Here is a 16,374-nt window from a genome sequence, read left to right on the forward strand (position 1 = left end):
GCCATGCCGGCAGCTCGTCGGCCCTGGAATACCTGTGTCTGCGCTGGATGCGCTGTAAATGCGCTGCTGTCCGGCCAGCAACAGCGTTCGGACATTTTGCTCGGCAGGAGGCCGTCAAGTCCTGCGCGGGTATAGGCAACTTACTGCTTTTAAAGGGAAATCTTTTCCGGCACGGGCTGTGCAATGTTCAGGGTCAAGCGTGTTGAGTGTTTTCAACCTGTCGCCAACGAGCAGGAGCCTGTCCATGAGTTTTCCTTCCTCTCTTCCCACTGCCGCACCTCCCGCCGCGCACGTCATTGGTTCGGATGCCGAAGCCATCGAAGTGGCCAGGGCACTGGCCGGTCGCTTCGCTGAGGAAGCTTCAGCGCGTGATCGCGAACGGCGTCTGCCAGTCGCCGAGCTGGATGAGTTTTCCGCCAGTGGACTGTGGGCCATTACCGTACCCAAGGCCTACGGCGGTGCGGGCGTTTCCTATGTCACCGTCGCGGAAGTGATCAAGCTTATTTCTGCCGCCGACCCTTCACTCGGGCAAATCCCGCAGAACCACCTGGGCGTGCTCGATATCCTCTTGCAGACCGGGACCGAGGAGCAGAAACGCCACTACTTCGGCAAGGCGCTGGCCGGCTACCGCTTCGGCAATGCGTTCTCCGAGTCGAAAAGCAAGAACGCCGGCGCCTTTCAGACCCGGATTCGCTTCGAGGGCGAGCACGCGGTGCTGGACGGCGAAAAGTTCTACTGCACCGGCGCACTGTTCGCGCACCTCGTGCCGGTTTCAGGCGTCAACGAGCAGAATCAGGCGTTCATCGCCTTCGTCGAACGCGACAATCCGGGCCTGACCATCATCGATAACTGGGACGGTTTCGGGCAGCGCACCACGGCCAGCGGCGGGGCTGTTTTGAAAGCCGTTCGCGTACCGTCGAGTGCGGTGATCCCGGCGTATCGCGCTTTCGACGAACCGACGGCCAATGGGCCGATTTCGCAGATCATTCAGGCCGCGGTGGACACCGGCATTGCTCACGGCGCGTTCGAGGAAACCCTGAAGCACGCCCGGTTGGCGCGGCCATGGATAGACAGCAAGCAGGATTTCGGCTGGCAGGACCCGTTCAGCATTGCCGCCATCGGCGACTTGCAGTGGCGCCTGCACGGCACCGACGCGATCCTCGCCAAAGCCGGGCAGGCCATCGACCACGCCCTGGCCGAACCCAGTGAAGCCAGCGTTGCACAGGCCTCGGTGATTGTCGCCCAGGCCAAGGTGCTGTCGGCGCAGATTGCCTTGCTCGCCGGCAGCCAGTTGTTCGAACTGGCCGGCACCCGCTCGGTGCTCGGCAAACTCAATCTCGACCGCTACTGGCGCAACGCGCGGACCCACACGCTGCATGACCCGGCGCGCTGGAAATATCACCTGATCGGCAATCAGGTGCTCAACGGCATTGCACCGCCACGCCACGCCTGGAACTGATCAAGGAGTATGCCCATGACGCATCCCGCTATTACCGCACAACTGGCGGTCGCCGCCGAAGACCTTGATCGGGCGCGCCAGGGCCTGCAAGACACCCTCGATTACCTGCGTGAGCACGGTCGGCCGTGGTCGCTCAGTGGTCTGCAGCGCGTGGTCGATGACCCTTATGTGATCAGCAAGGTCGGGGACCTGCAGATTCGTCTGGACGTCGCCGCCGCGCTGCTGGAGCGCGCCGGGCGTCTGGACGCTTCGGCCGAGCAACACCTGATCGCCAGCAGCGAGGCGGTCATTGCCAGCGCCGAGGCTCTGCAGGCGGTGGGCGATATTCAGTACGAATTGACCGGGCAGCGCCCGTTATTGCCACCCCCGGCCGGCCGTGAGCCGCTGCGCTGGCACTATAAGGTTATCGGCAATCAACGCCTCAACGGCGTGGTTCCGCCACAGCTTCAGGAGTAAGTGCATGCCTCGCCAAATCCGCCTTAATGCGTTTGACATGAACTGCGTCGGCCATCAATCGCCGGGCCTCTGGGCACATCCGCGTGACCGTTCCTGGCAGTACAAGGACCTCGAATACTGGACTGATCTGGCGAAAATTCTCGAACGCGGCAAGTTCGATGGTTTGTTCATTGCCGATGTGCTGGGCATTTACGACGTCTATCGCGGCAACGGTGAGGCGGCAATTCGCCAGGCTACTCAGGTGCCGGTCAACGACCCGTTGCAGCTCATCCCGCCCATGGCGCTGGTGACCGAACATTTGGGCTTCGGCCTGACCGCGTCGCTGTCGTTCGAACATCCCTATCCGTTTGCCCGTCGCCTGTCGACGCTGGATCACCTGACCAAGGGGCGTGCGGGCTGGAATATCGTCACCTCGTATCTGGAAAGCGGTGCGAAGAACCTGGGCCAGAAAACCCTGACCGAACATGACGCGCGCTACGACTACGCGGAGGAGTATCTGGAGGTTTGTTACAAACTCTGGGAAGGCAGCTGGGAAGACGGCGCGATTCTGCGTGACCGGGAGCGCCGCGTATTCAGTGATCCGACCAAAATCCACGAGATTCGCCATGTCGGCAAACACTTCCAGGTGCCTGGCATCCATTTGTGCGAGCCGTCGCCGCAACGCACGCCTGTGCTCTATCAGGCCGGCGCTTCAAGCCGCGGCAAGCAGTTCGCCGCCGAGCACGCCGAATGCGTTTTTGTTGCAGCGCCCTCGAAAGTCCTGCTGAAAAAGACCGTGGCCGATATCCGCCGGCGCACCGCAGAGGCCGGTCGCGACCCGTCCAAGGTGCTGATTTTCAATTTACAGACGGTGATCCTTGGCGAGACGGATGCCAAGGCCAGGGCCAAATTCGAGGAATACAAAAGCTGGGTCAGTTATGAGGGCGCGATGGCCTTGATTTCCGGCTGGACCGGTATCGACTTCAGCCAGTTCAAGCCCGACGAACCCCTTCGTCACGTTCACACCAATGCCATTCAGTCGGCGGTCGAGACCTTTTCCAGCGCAGACCCGAACACGATATGGACGCCGCAGGCACTGGCCGATTGGGTCGGAATCGGTGGCTTCGGCCCGCTGTTTGTCGGCAGCCCGGAAACGGTGGCGGATCTGCTGCAGGAGTGGGTGGAAGAAACCGACGTTGACGGGTTCAACCTGGCGTACGCGCTGACCCATGAAACCTTCATCGATGCGGTCGAGCTGTTGGTGCCTGAGCTTCAGAAGCGCGGCGTCTACAAGACCGAATACGCCAAGGGCACGTTGCGCGAAAAGCTGTTTGGCGATGGGCCGCGTCTGGAAGCAAGTCATCCGGGCGCTGCCTTCCGTGACCTGGCTGCGCTGCAGAGCAACCGGCAGACGGAGAGTGCCTGAGGTGTGATGACTGTCGTTGCGCAGGCGGCGTGGCTCAGATTTGTGACGCGGAGCGTTACGACAGGCATTCCCACGCTGGAGCGTGAGGAACGATCGTCCTGTAACTATCGTACCCATGCTCCGCACAGGACCGGTCACAACTCCAGCTTGTAGCCCACCCCGTACAGCGACTGGATCGGGTCCTGACCCGGGCAGGCCTGCTCCAGTTTGCGGCGCAGGTTGCGGATGTGGCTGTCCACGGTGCGGTCGGTCACTACGCGGTGATCCGAGTAGAGCCTGTCCAGCAAGTGGTCACGGGAGAAGACCCGGCCCGGTGAGCGGGCGAAGGTCGCCAGCAGACGCAGTTCCACCGGGGTCAGGTCCAGGGTGACACCGTTGAACGAGGCCTGGTAGTGCGCTTCGTCCACCTGCAAACCCTTGGGCGTGTGCGTCTCGCTGGAGGAGCTCCGACGCAGGATGGCTTTGACGCGAGCGACCATCTCACGGGGGCTGAACGGTTTGCAGATGTAGTCGTCGGCACCGAGGTCCAGGCCGAGCAATCGGTCGATTTCCTCGACGCGTGCGGTGATCATCACAATGGGCACGTCGCTGAAGCTGCGCAGCTCCTTGCAGATGTCCATGCCATCACGGCCAGGCAGCATGATGTCGAGCAGGATCAATTGTGGCGCGTTCGCTCTGACAGCGGGCACAACGTCCAGCCCGTTACTCAGGCAGTGGGTCGAATACCCGGCCGCGATCAGGTAGTCGCGCATCAGCGACGCCAGCTTGGGCTCGTCTTCGACAATGAGAATCGGTGTTTCAACGCTTGTGGCGGTCATGGGCGCAAGTGTCCGGGCAGGCACAGGGTCAGCCAGAGGCCGCCTGTGGGCGAATGGTCGGCGCTCAGGCTGCCGCCGTGGGCGAGGGCGATGCTGTGACAGATCGCCAACCCGAGACCCGCACCGCCGCTGGCGCGGTTACGTGAGGTTTCACCGCGATAGAAGCGTTCGAACAGTCTGGGCAGTTGCTGCGGGTCGACGCCGGGGCCGGAATCCATCACATCGACGCGCACCTCATCACCCAGCAGGGCAGCACGCACGTGCACTGTGCCACCGGCATCGGTGTAGCGCACCGAGTTTTCCAGAAGGTTGCTGATCAATTGCTGCAGGCGTCCCGGGTCTGCGTGCACCGGTAGAGCTCCGCCAGCAAGCTCCAGCTGCAAATGTAACTGACGGGCTGCGCAACGCTCTTCGAACATGTCGGTGATATTCGTCAGCAGCTCCGCCAGATCACAGTCGACCTTGCGGTAGGTCAGGGCGCCCACATCCGCCAGGGACAGCTCATACAGATCATCCACCAGCTTGCTGAGCATGCCGACTTCGCCCTGCAAAGACTTCATCGACGCCTGATCCAGTGTGCGCACGCCATCCTCGATGGCTTCCAGTTCGCCACGCAGGACCGACAGCGGGGTGCGCAGCTCATGGGACACATCGGCCATGAATTCGCGGCGCATCTTCTCATTGCGCTCCAGGGTGTACGCCAACTGGTTGAAGTCGCGCGCCAGTTGACCGACCTCGTCGTTCGAGGAAACCGCCACGCGGCTGGCGTATTCACCTGCGGCAAGGCGATGGGTTGCCGCGGCCACACGTTTGACCGGATCAAGCAGGGTGCGCGCGATCCACCAGGCAATCAGCACCGCCAGCAGCAGCGACAGCACGCCCATCGCCAGGCTGGCACGCAACTGGTACTGCTGAAAGCGCTCGCCACCGGCTTCGCTGACACTTTGAAAGGGCGTGACCGCCATCCAGCCGACGATTTTGCCGTCGACTTCCACCGGGCGCATGAACTCATCGTCATGGACCCCTGGAAAGCCCATCACCAGGTTCTTCTGCGCATCCAGCAGCGCGATCCGGAACACTGCGCCGGTCAGGTCGGAGGTAGGCGGCGTCGCCAGCCCGGGGATGGCGAAATCCTGCGCCGGCTCCGGGCGCATCACTTCGAACCAGCGATCCTTGTTGTCACGCATGAATTCCCAACTGCCTTCGCGCGCATAGGCAGCGGCCAGCCGTGGCAGGACCGGCGACATGCGCTGCATGGCCTGTTCGTTGAGGTAACCCAGAAAGCCGCGGGCAAAGCTCCAGTTCGCGGTCAGGCCCATGATCAGGATGACTGACAGCACGCTGGCCAATACCGCGACAAAGAGTTTGGTGGAGATGCTCGATTTCATGAAGGCTCGGGGTTTCCCTGAAGACGGCGTCCATTTAGGCCCTCGCGACGGCAAGTTTCAAGTCAACGCGGCAATCTTCAATTTTCCTGCACATTTGCCTCGCACTCTGGCGTCAGGCTTTCGCCACAACGTCCTGAGGCAATCATGTCGAGCAAGATTTTCGCCAAATACCTGATGACTTTGACCTTTGTCATCTACGCAGCCCTTATCGGTCTTCTGAGCGGTTGTTCAGACGGCAATTCGCCGCCTGCTGCGGAGAAACCGAGCGTGTCGGTGGTCACCGTCAAACCGCGCAGCCAATCGCTGACCACCGAGCTGGCGGGGCGCACCAAAGCGTACATGGTTGCCGAGATACGGCCTCAGGTCAGTGGCATCGTGCAGCAGCGACTGTTCGTCGAAGGCGCCGAAATCAAGGCTGGTCAGCCGTTGTACCAACTCGACAGCGCGACCTACCAGGCGGCTCTGGCAGAGTCGCAGGCCACGCTCGCCAAGTCCCGTGCCACGCTCAAGTCCGCACAGGCCACCGCCAAACGCGATGTGCAACTGGCCAAGATCGATGCCATCAGCCAGCAGGATAAAGAAGACGCCGAGGCCAGCCTGCTGACTGCCGCCGCCGAGGTGAAAGTGGCGGAGGCCGATGTGCAGACCGCACGCATCAATCTGGCCTACACACGGATTACCGCACCTATCAGCGGCCGCATCGAGACCTCGACCGTGACCCCCGGTGCATTGGTGGTGGCCCAGCAGGACACTGCGCTGACCACGGTTCAGCAACTGGACCCGATTTACGTCGACGTCACCCAGTCCACCACCGAGTTGCTGCGTCTCAAGCGCGACCTGGCCAGCGGCAAGCTGCAAACCAACAGCGACGGGGAAGCCCGAATCACCCTCAAGCTGGATGACGGCAGCACCTACAGCCAGGAAGGCCGCCTGCAATTCAGCGGGGTCAGCGTCAATGAGGGCACCGGCACGGTGACGCTGCGTGCCAGCTTTGCCAATCCGGAGCGGCTGTTGCTGCCCGGCATGTACGTGGTGGCGGTGCTGGAGCAGGCGCAGGATCAGAATGCGATCCTGATTCCGCAGAAGGCCGTCACCCGCAGTGCCAGTGGCCAGACCACGGTGTTGCTGGTGGTTGACGGCAAGATCGAGCAGCGGGTGATCAGCGTCGACCGCACGGTGGGCAACCAGTGGTGGGTGAGCAGCGGGCTCAAGGCCAATGATCAAGTCGTGGTCGAAGGCGGACAGAAAACCCCGGTAGGCACCGAGGTTACTGTGCAGAGCGCTGACAACGCCGATTCGCCAGCGTCTGGTACTGCGGCCACTGCCGCTGCCGTGAAGGAGGGCTGAATATGGCTCGTTTCTTCATCGATCGGCCCATCTTCGCCTGGGTCATTGCCATCTGCATCATGTTTGCCGGTGGGCTGTCCATCAGCCAGCTGCCACTTGAGCAATACCCCAATATCGCGCCGCCGACGGTAAAGATTTCCGCCACTTATACTGGTGCATCGGCCAAGACCGTCGAAGACTCTGTCACACAGGTCATCGAGCAGCAGATGAAGGGGCTGGACCGGCTGACTTATATGTCCGCCTCCAGCAGCTCTGCGGGCAGTGCGAGCATCAGCCTGACCTTCGCCGCCGGCACCGACCCTGATGTGGCGCAGATGCAGGTGCAGAACAAGCTGCAGCAGGCTGAATCGCGCCTGCCGCAAAGCGTGCAGAGCGAAGGCTTGACGGTGACCAAGGGCAGTTCCGACTTCCTTATGCTGGTCGCCCTGGCCTCCGATAACGAAAGCGTCACCGGCACGCAGATCGGTGATTACATTTCCAGCACGCTGCTCGATCAACTGAGCCGTGTGGATGGCGTCGGCGACGTGCAGACCCTGGGGTCGGGGTACGCGATGCGGATCTGGCTGGACCCGGCGAAGATGGAAAAGTACTCACTGATGCCCTCCGACATCAGCTCGGCCCTGGAGGCGCAGAACACCGAGGTCTCGGCAGGCCAGTTGGGGGCCTTGCCGGCGGTGGAAGGTCAGCAGTTGAATGCGACCATCAGTGCCCGCAGCAAGCTGCAGACGCCCGAGCAGTTCGAGAACGTGGTCGTCAAATCTTCCAGTGACGGCGCTGTTGTGCTCTTGCGCGATGTGGCGCGAGTGGAGTTGGGCAGCGAGAGCTATGACATCAACTCGGCGCTCAATGGCAGGCCTGCGGCGGCGATGGGTATTCAGCTGGCGTCAGGCGCAAACGCGCTGAGCGTTGGTGAAGCGATCAAGGCCAAACTCAAGGAGCTCGAACCGTTCTACCCCGCGCAAATGCAACTGAAAACAGTCATTGCCTATGACACCACGCCATTCGTGAGCCTGTCGATCAAGGAGGTGGTGAAGTCGCTGGGTGAGGCGATCGCGCTGGTGGTGCTGATCATGTTTCTGTTCATGCAGAACCTGCGTGCCACGCTGATTCCGGCGATTACCGTGCCGGTGGTGCTGCTGGGCACGTTCGGCGTGCTGGCGCTGTTCGGCTATTCGATCAACACGCTGACCATGTTCGCGATGGTCCTGGCCATCGGCCTGCTGGTCGACGATGCCATTGTGGTGGTGGAAAACGTCGAGCGGGTGATGGGCGAAGAGCACCTGAGCCCGCTGGAGGCGACCCGCAAATCAATGGATGAAATTACCAGCGCGTTGATCGGTATCGCGCTGGTGCTGAGCGCCGTGTTCATTCCGATGGCCTTTTTCAGTGGTTCCACCGGGATTATCTACCGGCAGTTTTCGGTGACCATCGTTTCGGCCATGCTGCTCTCGGTACTGGTTGCAATGACCCTGACGCCAGCGTTGTGCGCAACGATGCTCAAAGCCTCGGATGCGCAACTGCACGCACAGCGCGGTGGCTTTTTCGGCTGGTTCAACCGCACGTTCGACCGCAGCGCCGATCGCTATCAGCGAGGCGTGGGCGGAGTCATCGAACATCGCGGGCGGGGCCTGCTGGTGTATGTGCTGGTGCTGGTGGTCATGGCGGTGGGTTACGTCAGTCTGCCCACCTCGTTCCTGCCGGATGAAGACCAGGGCGCGCTGATGGCGCAGATCCAGCTGCCGGTGGGCGCTACCGACAGCCGTACGCAGGCGGTGATGCGACAGTTCGAGGCTTACATGCTCAAACAGCCGGAAGTCGAGGCGTTGATCAGCATTTCCGGGCTGGGGATGGGCGGTAACAGTCAGAACACCGCCAGGGCGTTCATCAAGCTCAAGGACTGGAGCGAGCGTTCCGGCAAGGAGCAGGGCGCAGCGCAGGTGGCACAGCGCGCGACGCTGGCCCTGGCGAGCATCGGTGACGCCAGCGTGTTTGTCATGCAGCCGCCTGCGGTACGTGGCCTGGGGCAGAGCTCGGGGTTCGATGTGCAACTCAAGGACCTCGGCGGAGTGGGGCATGAGGCACTGGTGGCGGCACGCGAGCAGTTTATCGAGCTGGCGAGAAAGGACTCGAGCATGCTGGGCGTGCGCAGCAACGGCCTGGACGACACTCCGCAGCTGAAAGTGACCATCGACGATCGCAAGGCCGGAGCGCTGAGCCTGTCCACCAGCGACATCAACTCGACCCTGTCCACTGCGCTGGGCGGCAGCTACATCAATGACTTCCTCAATCAGGGGCGAGTGAAGAAAGTCTATGTGCAGGGCGAGGCTGCTTCGCGCATGCAATCAGCCGATCTGGACCATTGGTTCGTGCGCAACAGCAATGACGAAATGGTCCCGTTCTCGTCGTTCGCCAGCAGCAGCTGGAGCTATGGTTCGCCGTTGCTGGAGCGTTACAACGGCAGCTCGTCACTTGAGTTGGTGGGCGACCCTGCGCCAGGTGTCAGCTCGGGTACCGCGATGGATGCGGTTGAGGCCATCATCAAGCAACTGCCCGAAGGCATCGGGTACGAGTGGACCGGGCAGTCCTATCAACTGCGCCTGTCCGGCTCCCAGGCGCCGATGCTCTATGCCATTTCAGTGCTGTTCGTGTTTCTCTGTCTGGCAGCCTTGTACGAGAGCTGGTCGGTGCCGTTCTCGGTCATGCTCGTGGTGCCGCTGGGCGTGGTCGGCGCGGTACTGGCGACACGGATCAGTGGCTTGAGCAATGACGTGTACTTTCAGGTGGGCTTGCTGACCACCGTGGGCCTGGCGGCCAAAAACGCGATTCTGATCGTCGAGTTCGCCAAACATCTTCAGGAACAGGGCAAAAGCCTGCATGAAGCGACCCTTCTTGCCGCCCGGCAACGACTGCGTCCGATTCTGATGACTTCGCTGGCGTTCATGTTCGGTGTGCTGCCGCTGGCCCTCAGCAGCGGTGCCGGCTCGGCCGGGCGTAATGCTATCGGCACGGGCGTACTGGGCGGCATGTTCAGCGCCACCGTGCTGGGGATTTTCCTGGTGCCGCTGTTCTTCGTGGAAGTGCGTCGCCGCTTCAGTCGTTCGTCAGGCACTGCTCCTGCGGCTCAACCCACATCTACAGGTGAAGCATGATGCGTCTTTTCTGGCCTTCGCTGGCTGTCACGGCGCTGCTTGCGGGCTGCGTCAACCTGGCCCCGGATTACCAGCGCCCTGAAGCGCCGGTTTCAAGCCAATGGCTGCCAGCGACGGCTGCCCAACCGGCTGCGTCGGGCAGCGTGCCCACGGATATCGAATGGCAGAATTTTTTCATCGATAACCGCCTGGTGCGCCTGCAGAACCTGGCGCTGGTGAATAACCGCGACCTGCGCCTGGCCAGCCTCAATGTCGAGAAAGCGCAGGCGCAATATCGCATCGAGCGGGCGGCGAGCCTGCCGACCATTGATGCCAGTGGCAGCGGCACGCATACACGCACGCCGTCATCCACCTCGATGACCGGCAAGTCGTCGATCAGCCACGAGTACAGCGCGCAGTTGGGCTTGAGCAGCTATGAGCTGGATGTGTTCGGGCGTATCCAGAACCTTCAGGACGAAGCGCTTGAGGATTACCTGGCGTTGACCGAAACACGGCGCAGTACGCAAATCAGCCTGATCGCAGAAGTGGCGACCGGCTGGCTGACCCTGGCCGCCGACAACCAGCTTCTGAAACTTGCCGAAGACACGCTGGCCAGTCAGCAGAAAAGCTACGACCTGACCAGAAACAGTCATGCGCTGGGCGGTTCTTCCGGGCTGGAAGTGGCCCAGGCGCAGACAACGGTCGAATCGGCGAGGGGCGATGTGGCGCAATATAAAAGCCAGATTCTTCAGGACCGCAACGCCTTGCGCCTGCTGGTCGGCAGCGATCTGCCGGAGGAGCTGCTGCCCGATGCCGACATGCAGTCGGTGGCGCAATTGGTGCAGGTGCCGGATGGCCTGCCTTCCAGCCTCCTGCAGCGTCGCCCGGACGTGCTGAGTGCCGAACACACACTCAAAGCCGCGAACATTGATATCGGTGCCGCGCGTGCGGCGTTCTTCCCCAGTATCACCCTGACTGCCAGTGCAGGCTCTTCCAGCACCAGCCTGTCAGGTCTGTTCAAGTCCGGAACCGGCGCGTGGAGCTTTGCGCCAAGTATCAGCGTGCCGATTTTCGACGGCGGCGCCAATCGGGCCACGCTTGACTCGGCCAAGGTCGAGAACCAGATCCAGATTCAGACCTATCAGCAGACGATCCAGACCGCATTCAAGGAAGTGGCCGATGCCTTGGCGGTGCGCAGCACGCTGGATGAGCGGCTTGCCGCGCAGCAGGCATACACCGATGCCAGCCGCAGAAGCTACGAACTGGCCGACGCCCTATACCGCGGCGGATCGCAGAGTTATCTGGAGGCGCTCGAGTCGCAACGCTCGCTGTACAGTGCCGAGCAGGACCTGATTTCCCTGCGCCTGACAGAGCAGAGCAACTGCGTCACGCTCTACAAGGTCATGGGCGGCGGATGGAATCGGTGATGGTTTTTTCCACTAGCCTTTGAATAATCGCCAGGCTTGAACGTTTTACCCTTGCCCACAGTGCGGCCATTTGCAGGTTCGCACTGTGGTTTTGATCCTTCATGAACAGGAGTTCTCATGAAACCCTCCCAGCCGAAGTACGCCCACGCCTTGTTGCTGCTGGTCACTTCACTCAGCATTCAGACGCCGGCTCTGGCCCGTATGGCATCCGCGGCGACCGCCGACAATACAGCCCGGCTTGCAGTGGTCAAACCGGTCAGCAGCTGTGCTGCACTGAGCAGCTTGGAACTCAGTGACATCGGCGGGCAGGGCAGTCGTGTGCTGGCGGCCAGTGAATCGACGCGTGACGGTGTTGCGGTGTGTGCGGTGGAAGGCCAACTGGCGCCGGAGATCAATTTCAGGCTTGAGCTGCCAACCGGGACCTGGGAGCAGCGCTACCTGCAAGTCGGCTGCGGCGGATTGTGTGGCAACGTCAACTCGACCGCGCGCGCGGCTGATGGCTGCACATCTCTGAGTGCCGGCGCCTTTGCGGTGGCCTCCACCGACATGGGCCATCGGGCGGCAGACGAGCATTTTGGTGATGACCCGGAAAAACGCGCCGATTTCGCCCATCGTGGTGTGCACCTCACTGCGCTGGCCTCGAAGAAACTGATCGCCGCGTTCTATGGTCGCAAAGCAGAATACGCCTACTTCAGTGGCTGCTCGGACGGCGGTCGCGAGGCGTTGATCGAAGCACAGCGTTACCCGGACGATTTCGACGGCATCATTGCCGGAGCCCCGGCGCTCAACTTTCAAGTGCAGAAAACCCTGTATCACGGCTGGATGGCGCGCTCCAACCGAGGGTCAGACGGCAAGCCTATCCTGCTCGCCTCACGACTGCCATTGCTGCACAAGGCCGTACTTGACCAATGCGATGTGCTGGACGGACAGATTGACGGCCTGATAGCGGATCCGCGTATCTGCCACTTCGATCCCGCCGCGCTGCAATGCAAGGCGTCGGCCGACCCCGCCACGTGCCTGAGCGCAGAGGAGGTGGCCACGGTCAGACGCTTTTACGAAGGCCCGAAGGACGCTGCCAGTGGTGAGCGACTGACCCTGGGCGGCCCGCAGCCGGGTTCGGAATTGGCTTGGGCCGGCGTGTTCGTGCCGGTTAGCGCCGATCAGACGGTATACAGTGAAAAGGCCGCGCTGGAGGCCATTCGCAACGTCGTGTTCGAGAAGAACCCACCGGCAAGTTTCGATTTGAATGCGCTGAACTTCGACGAGAAAACCTTTGATCAACTGCGCCCGTTGCATGCGCTGTACGACGCCACCAACCCCGATCTCTCGCCATTCGCCAGCCACGGCGGCAAGCTGATCCTGTGGCACGGCTGGGCCGACCCGAACGTCTCACCGCTCAACACCCTGGCGTACCACGAGGCGCTTGAAGCACAGATGGGCAAGAGCCGCACCGAGGCATTCTCGAGGCTGTACATGCTGCCCGGCGTTTATCACTGCGGCGGCGGGGAAGGGCCAAGCCTGGTCGATCTGCTGACGCCGATCATGGCCTGGGTCGAAAAAAGCCGGGCCCCGGACGCCATCGTTGTCCGACAGGCAGGCCCCGACAAGGCCGGCAACAGGCAGAGGCCGCTGGCACAGTCGCTGCCGGCGTCCATGGTCAAGGAAAACGTGGGCAATCGCGGACGTACCCGCAAGGTGTTCCCGTACCCGTTCATGGCCGAGTACGACCACAAGGGCTACGCGAAAAACGCAAACAGCTACCAGCGCGCCCAGCCGCTGACCACGGAAAAAACACCGCAATGGATGGGCAGCGGGTTCTTCAAACCGTATACGCCTCTGGAACGCCAGGCGCAGTAGCGGTTGCACTGGTACAGCGTGGGCGAATTATTTTCTCCTCGTTCTTGACATGGCATGCGAACCAGTACAGAATTGCGTCCATTCCTGAGCGAGGAATTGAAAAAAACCCTTTAGATTCAATGGGTTGGAAGCCAAAGAAATACAGGTTTCCCGCGAAATCAAAACACGTTTGATGTTCAAGTGAAGCATCTTTCGTTTGAGGCCGAGTAGCAAAATGGTTATGCAGCGGATTGCAAATCCGCCTACGCCGGTTCGATTCCGACCTCGGCCTCCACTATTCAAAGCCCCGCAGATTAACGTCTGCGGGGTTTTTTATTGGGCGCAGGAAAGTGAGGAGTTCCGAAACTTTAAGGGGTGGAGTTCCGAAACTTTCTCACTTTGAGGGCTGCGCGACAGCGCCGATCCGGCGGTAAACGCGCTTCGTTATCTCCTGTTTGGAGTGGCCCAGCAACAGGCTGGCGTCTGCGATATCGGTGATCTCGGACGCGGCTTTCGGCCTGATATCCTTGAACTGGAATTGCCGTATTTTCTCTGCGTCGTCAGCCCTGCCATCGGCAATGGCAGAAAGGCGTGCCGCTTCCCGAGCTTCATCCCATCGGTTACGCAGCATCTGCTGAGAAACGCGCATGCCGGTCCTGCTCAAAATAAAGTGATGGGATATGTGCTTCGCGTTTCTGAGCATTATTGCGCCTATCAGCCGGCCCAAGCTGTTTGGAACGCCGCTGTTCTGCATCTGGATGCGCAGACGCTTCCCGGTCTTTCCTTGCTGGACATTGAGGTAGTCGCCCTCAATATCGCCTCGGTTCATCGCGATAACGTCAGCCGGGCGCTGACCGGTTAGGTAAGCCAGGTCCATCGCATCCTTAAGCTCCTGCGGGGCTTGCCCGTACACAGCAGCCCAGACCATGTCATTCGCGTAATAGTCGCGGACCTTTTCCTTGTTCTTGCGTACCCCGGCGCAGGGGTTCTCGCGATCTGTGAATCCCCATTCACGCGCCATGTTGTAAACATGAGATAGCAGCGCAATTTCTCGGTTTGCTCTGGTCTTGGCCGTCCGTGCGTCTCGATACTGGGCGACCATTGACGGGGTGATCGCGTCAATCGGCGCAGTCTCGAAACCCTTACGCAGGTGTTTCAATTCAGCCTTGTTGTCTTTCTGCGTTCGCGCAGCTTTCTTCGGGATTATGTCCCGCTCGTACCGGTCAAAAATTCCCATCATGATCTTCAAGTCATCTGGCTTGGCCTTTGCTTCCAGCTCAGCCCATTTCAGTCTCGCCTTGTCCAAGTCTCCGCCCAACGGCAGCTCTTTCCCGTTCGCGTCCCGATAGTAGTACCCCACCCAGACAGTTCCGTTTTTGCGGGGGCGCTTGCGCCGTACCATCCCTGGCGGTAAATCCCTGTTCTCAGTATTCCGGGGGCGCATTTCAGTTCACTCTGGAAAAATCCGGTGTCCAAGCTGGGCGCGCCGGGGGAAGGTTGTGGTCACCGGCGGGCGCCGGTGTCATGCCGAGTTTCATGCGTGCGAACATCCGACCTACCAGAGGCCGCCCGCCACGGCTTTCTACAAAAATCCAATTGCGGTCGTTGAGCCATTTTCGCTGATGCGCTCTGTGTTTGTAGCCGGTCAGGTCGGCCAACTCTTGGTCTGTAAGTATTTCTGCTTCCACGGTAAAGGCTCCAGGCCGCGCTGGGCGGCGGAATGGGTGATCAGGCAGGTTCTGCAGTTCACTGCTATGGTCCACGCAGCCAGCAGGAGCTGGTGCAGCACCAAGGAGAGGTCATGGAATGCACCACAGCCACGAACGAGGTTTACGGGCCGTATAACGCCAAGCTGGGTAGGCGCGGCGCTGACGGCAACATCTGGTCGGGCAGGACCCTCATTTTCAGAATCATCGATGACCGGGTCTACTCAATGCACGAGCAGTATCTGGGCCGGCTCAAGTACGGCATGGCGATGACTGACAGGGGAGAGCTGATCTTTATGGTGCGGTAGGCTCACGTCTTGCCCACTGCACATATGGGCCATCTTCGGTATCGAATATTCCGAGCAGGAACCAGTCGTAGGCCGGTGGTTTTTCAGGCTCCCAGCCGAGGCAGTTGGCTGCGCCTTCTTCCCAGTAAGGGTGCGATTCAAGTTCGGCATCCATGTGCCAGCCGACGACCTCCAGCTGCTGGCCATCAAGCCAGGCTTTGTAAGCGGCATGGTCTTCATCGAAATTCGGGATTCCTGGGTGATACCAGTAGCCGTCCTCGTCGCGAATGACTTCGACGGGGCCTATCAACTTTTCTTCGGGCATGACTTCGTCCTTGCCGCACACGCGGCTGACATTGAGTTAATTGATGTGGTTTGATGAGGGTGATCCGGGGGCGAAAGCGTAGAGAGGCGAGCTAATTCAATAGCATCCAAACGAATGAAACTTTATTCACCTCTGGCGCGATACACCGATTGTCACAAAGTATGTACAGTATATTCATAGCAGTTTGTCTGCTATGCCACATATAAGTCAGATGCACCAATACTTTCGAAGCATTGGTTATTAGAGGAAATATCATGAGCATTACAAAAAAAACTGTTCTGAAAGGGCTTGTATTGACTACTTTCACGGTGATGGGCTTGCAAGGCATGGCCTTTGCGAGCACCCGCACACAAGCCGCACCTGCTGCGATTGAAAAATATGCTTCCGTACAGGCTTCGGATAATAGCATTATCCGCGACTCCAAAGCAGTGCCTGTGCAAGTAGCTTTACGCTTAAAATCAGGTTTGAGAATCAATAGTGCGTGTGATGATACTGGTCTTCCTTGCCCACGCGGCTAAACCATCTGGCTGATACAGGAACCGCAAACTAATACTTTGCGGTTTTATAGTGAAAGTGTCCAAGTATCACGAATGACTTGGACAGAATCTATTAACCTTTTCTCGGGCATGACTTCGTCCTTGCCGCACACGCGGCTGACATTGAATTGATTGAGAGGGGGTGGTTACTGCGAGTTTTTTATGCTGCTATTTCCCGATCCGCCTTGACTCGCCACGGGTCGTTCGCTCGAGCGAGCGCTGCCATAGGTGGCGGGCTCACGCTGTTGCCACACAT

At 60.3% G+C, this 16,374-nt stretch carries 14 protein-coding genes and 1 tRNA gene; 10 read left to right on the top strand and 5 right to left on the bottom strand.

The window, feature by feature from the left end; translation table 11 throughout:
- The first annotated feature begins 244 nt into the window (after positions 1-244).
- Genes AO388_RS25310 through AO388_RS25320 form a run of 3 tightly spaced genes read left to right on the top strand, consistent with a single transcriptional unit; the run spans position 245 to position 3,320 of the window.
- Complete coding sequence (locus AO388_RS25310; RefSeq protein WP_046719339.1) at positions 245-1,459, top strand: SfnB family sulfur acquisition oxidoreductase; 1,215 nt, start codon at positions 245-247, stop codon at positions 1,457-1,459.
- A gap of 15 nt (positions 1,460-1,474) precedes the next feature.
- On the top strand, positions 1,475-1,915 hold the full coding sequence (locus AO388_RS25315; protein WP_003364275.1) for an acyl-CoA dehydrogenase: 441 nt from the start codon (positions 1,475-1,477) through the stop codon (positions 1,913-1,915).
- Between the two features lie 4 nt (positions 1,916-1,919).
- Positions 1,920-3,320, top strand: a complete 1,401-nt coding sequence (locus AO388_RS25320) for an LLM class flavin-dependent oxidoreductase (protein WP_058417381.1) — start codon at positions 1,920-1,922, stop codon at positions 3,318-3,320.
- 134 nt (positions 3,321-3,454) lie between these two features.
- Here AO388_RS25320 and AO388_RS25325 read toward each other — a convergent pair whose 3' ends face one another.
- A complete protein-coding gene (locus AO388_RS25325; RefSeq protein WP_054080977.1) occupies positions 3,455-4,138 on the bottom strand; it encodes a response regulator in 684 nt (227 codons plus the stop codon).
- On the bottom strand, positions 4,135-5,526 hold the full coding sequence (baeS, locus tag AO388_RS25330) for a sensor histidine kinase efflux regulator BaeS (protein WP_058417382.1): 1,392 nt from the start codon (positions 5,524-5,526) through the stop codon (positions 4,135-4,137). The genes AO388_RS25325 and baeS overlap by 4 nt, the downstream gene beginning before the upstream one ends.
- Positions 5,527-5,670: 144 nt before the next feature.
- Between baeS and AO388_RS25335 the strand changes: the two genes are divergently transcribed.
- The 5 genes from AO388_RS25335 (at position 5,671) to AO388_RS25355 (ending at position 13,559) form a co-directional block, all read left to right on the top strand.
- Entirely contained in the window at positions 5,671-6,873 is a 1,203-nt protein-coding gene (locus AO388_RS25335) for an efflux RND transporter periplasmic adaptor subunit (protein ID WP_003435486.1), read from the top strand.
- Positions 6,874-6,875: 2 nt separating this feature from the next.
- The gene (locus AO388_RS25340; protein WP_058417383.1) at positions 6,876-10,022 is read left to right on the top strand and encodes an efflux RND transporter permease subunit; all 3,147 of its coding nucleotides are present in this window, start codon (positions 6,876-6,878) and stop codon (positions 10,020-10,022) included.
- The gene (locus AO388_RS25345; RefSeq protein WP_058417384.1) at positions 10,022-11,428 is read left to right on the top strand and encodes an efflux transporter outer membrane subunit; all 1,407 of its coding nucleotides are present in this window, start codon (positions 10,022-10,024) and stop codon (positions 11,426-11,428) included. Before AO388_RS25340 ends, AO388_RS25345 begins: the two co-directional genes overlap by 1 nt.
- 117 nt (positions 11,429-11,545) lie before the next feature.
- Positions 11,546-13,285 (top strand): tannase/feruloyl esterase family alpha/beta hydrolase, encoded by a 1,740-nt coding sequence (locus AO388_RS25350; protein WP_058417385.1) that lies wholly within the window; start codon positions 11,546-11,548, stop codon positions 13,283-13,285.
- Positions 13,286-13,485: 200 nt separating this feature from the next.
- A tRNA-Cys gene (locus AO388_RS25355) sits at positions 13,486-13,559 on the top strand.
- Positions 13,560-13,658: 99 nt separating this feature from the next.
- Here AO388_RS25355 and AO388_RS25360 read toward each other — a convergent pair.
- Together AO388_RS25360 and AO388_RS25365 are read right to left on the bottom strand one after the other, a co-directional pair.
- Positions 13,659-14,708, bottom strand: coding sequence for a phage integrase (locus AO388_RS25360; protein WP_058417386.1), 1,050 nt, complete (start codon positions 14,706-14,708; stop codon positions 13,659-13,661).
- Position 14,709: 1 nt separating this feature from the next.
- The gene (locus tag AO388_RS25365; protein WP_058417387.1) at positions 14,710-14,952 is read right to left on the bottom strand and encodes a DUF4224 domain-containing protein; all 243 of its coding nucleotides are present in this window, start codon (positions 14,950-14,952) and stop codon (positions 14,710-14,712) included.
- Between the two features lie 113 nt (positions 14,953-15,065).
- Here AO388_RS25365 and AO388_RS25370 point away from each other — a divergent pair, with 113 nt between their 5' ends.
- The gene (locus AO388_RS25370; RefSeq protein ID WP_058417388.1) at positions 15,066-15,278 is read left to right on the top strand and encodes a hypothetical protein; all 213 of its coding nucleotides are present in this window, start codon (positions 15,066-15,068) and stop codon (positions 15,276-15,278) included.
- Here AO388_RS25370 and AO388_RS25375 read toward each other — a convergent pair.
- Positions 15,265-15,582: a hypothetical protein gene (locus AO388_RS25375; protein ID WP_058417389.1), complete on the bottom strand. Its 318-nt coding sequence runs from the start codon at positions 15,580-15,582 to the stop codon at positions 15,265-15,267. The genes AO388_RS25370 and AO388_RS25375 overlap by 14 nt on opposite strands.
- A 278-nt stretch (positions 15,583-15,860) precedes the next feature.
- Here AO388_RS25375 and AO388_RS28165 point away from each other — a divergent pair, with 278 nt between their 5' ends.
- The gene (locus AO388_RS28165; RefSeq protein ID WP_083515886.1) at positions 15,861-16,100 is read left to right on the top strand and encodes a hypothetical protein; all 240 of its coding nucleotides are present in this window, start codon (positions 15,861-15,863) and stop codon (positions 16,098-16,100) included.
- Positions 16,101-16,374 lie beyond the last annotated feature (274 nt).

This window comes from Pseudomonas sp. ICMP 10191, assembly GCF_001467335.1.
GTDB lineage: Bacteria > Pseudomonadota > Gammaproteobacteria > Pseudomonadales > Pseudomonadaceae > Aquipseudomonas > Aquipseudomonas cerasi.

Coding starts and splice junctions, on each gene's coding strand:
- AO388_RS25315 (WP_003364275.1), top strand. CDS start 1,475: ATGACGCATCCCGCTATTACCGCACAACTGGCGGTCGCCGCCGAAGAC.
- baeS (WP_058417382.1), bottom strand. CDS start 5,526: ATGAAATCGAGCATCTCCACCAAACTCTTTGTCGCGGTATTGGCCAGC.
- AO388_RS25335 (WP_003435486.1), top strand. CDS start 5,671: ATGTCGAGCAAGATTTTCGCCAAATACCTGATGACTTTGACCTTTGTC.
- AO388_RS25360 (WP_058417386.1), bottom strand. CDS start 14,708: ATGCGCCCCCGGAATACTGAGAACAGGGATTTACCGCCAGGGATGGTA.
- AO388_RS25370 (WP_058417388.1), top strand. CDS start 15,066: ATGGAATGCACCACAGCCACGAACGAGGTTTACGGGCCGTATAACGCC.
- AO388_RS25345 (WP_058417384.1), top strand. CDS start 10,022: ATGCGTCTTTTCTGGCCTTCGCTGGCTGTCACGGCGCTGCTTGCGGGC.
- AO388_RS25340 (WP_058417383.1), top strand. CDS start 6,876: ATGGCTCGTTTCTTCATCGATCGGCCCATCTTCGCCTGGGTCATTGCC.
- AO388_RS25375 (WP_058417389.1), bottom strand. CDS start 15,582: ATGCCCGAAGAAAAGTTGATAGGCCCCGTCGAAGTCATTCGCGACGAG.
- AO388_RS25310 (WP_046719339.1), top strand. CDS start 245: ATGAGTTTTCCTTCCTCTCTTCCCACTGCCGCACCTCCCGCCGCGCAC.
- AO388_RS25320 (WP_058417381.1), top strand. CDS start 1,920: ATGCCTCGCCAAATCCGCCTTAATGCGTTTGACATGAACTGCGTCGGC.
- AO388_RS25325 (WP_054080977.1), bottom strand. CDS start 4,138: ATGACCGCCACAAGCGTTGAAACACCGATTCTCATTGTCGAAGACGAG.
- AO388_RS25350 (WP_058417385.1), top strand. CDS start 11,546: ATGAAACCCTCCCAGCCGAAGTACGCCCACGCCTTGTTGCTGCTGGTC.